Source organism: Cupriavidus sp. SIMBA_020, from assembly GCF_046535395.1.
Taxonomy (GTDB): domain Bacteria; phylum Pseudomonadota; class Gammaproteobacteria; order Burkholderiales; family Burkholderiaceae; genus Cupriavidus; species Cupriavidus campinensis.
The window spans coordinates 1-782 of record NZ_JAWRWU010000038.1; the positions used below are offsets into that span (position 1 = coordinate 1).

Genomic DNA, 782 nt, shown 5'->3' on the forward strand with positions numbered 1-782 from the left:
CTTGCCGTGGTCAACGTGACCAATCGTACCTACGTTCACGTGCGGCTTGGTCCGCTCGAACTTTTCCTTTGCCATTTCGCGACTCCTGTCTCGGTAGCAATTGCCAGTGCGGGTATAGATGGTGCCCATGGGCAGGATCGAACTGCCGACCTCTCCCTTACCAAGGGAGTGCTCTACCACTGAGCCACATGGGCGAAACTTGACTTACTTCTTTGGCGGCAACCGCGGTGGTGGAGCGGGTGAAGGGAATCGAACCCTCGTCGTAAGCTTGGAAGGCTTCTGCTCTACCATTGAGCTACACCCGCCCGGTTACTTCCTTCACCGGCACATCGCCTGGTTGCTGCCTTGCATTCTGGTGGAGAGGGCTGGATTCGAACCAGCGTAGGCGTAAGCCAACAGATTTACAGTCTGCCCCCTTTAGCCACTCGGGCACCTCTCCGCAGAGAACTTGTGATTATGGTGGAGCTCGCCTGGGCTGTCAAGCACTTTCCCTTGCGGTAAGTACCTTTGCGGTAGCCTGGCCAGCTCTGCGAACAGCACGCTTTGCACGGCTGTCGCGAACCAGAATCATCGATTGAAAAATCGACGCTCTCACCCTATAGGGGCTCCGAAATCCAGCGCTGGCGCGGCATTCCGGGCTTCGGCTGGGCAACGCCGGCGGCAACATCAATCTGGCGCCGCAAAAGCAAAACCCCCAGCCTTTTTGGGCTGGGGGTTTTGGGTATAAGAGCCTGGCGATGACCTACTTTCACACGGGTAGTCCGCACTATCATCGGCGCAAA

General features: G+C 57.3%; 3 tRNA genes. All 3 read right to left on the bottom strand.

From position 1 onward, the window contains the following. Positions 1-119: 119 nt before the first annotated feature. Positions 120-194, bottom strand: a tRNA-Thr gene (locus tag SB751_RS28005). A gap of 37 nt (positions 195-231) precedes the next feature. Continuing rightward, positions 232-305: transfer RNA gene (locus SB751_RS28010), tRNA-Gly, on the bottom strand. Between the two features lie 48 nt (positions 306-353). Then, a tRNA-Tyr gene (locus tag SB751_RS28015) sits at positions 354-439 on the bottom strand. Between the last annotated feature and the right edge of the window lie 343 nt (positions 440-782).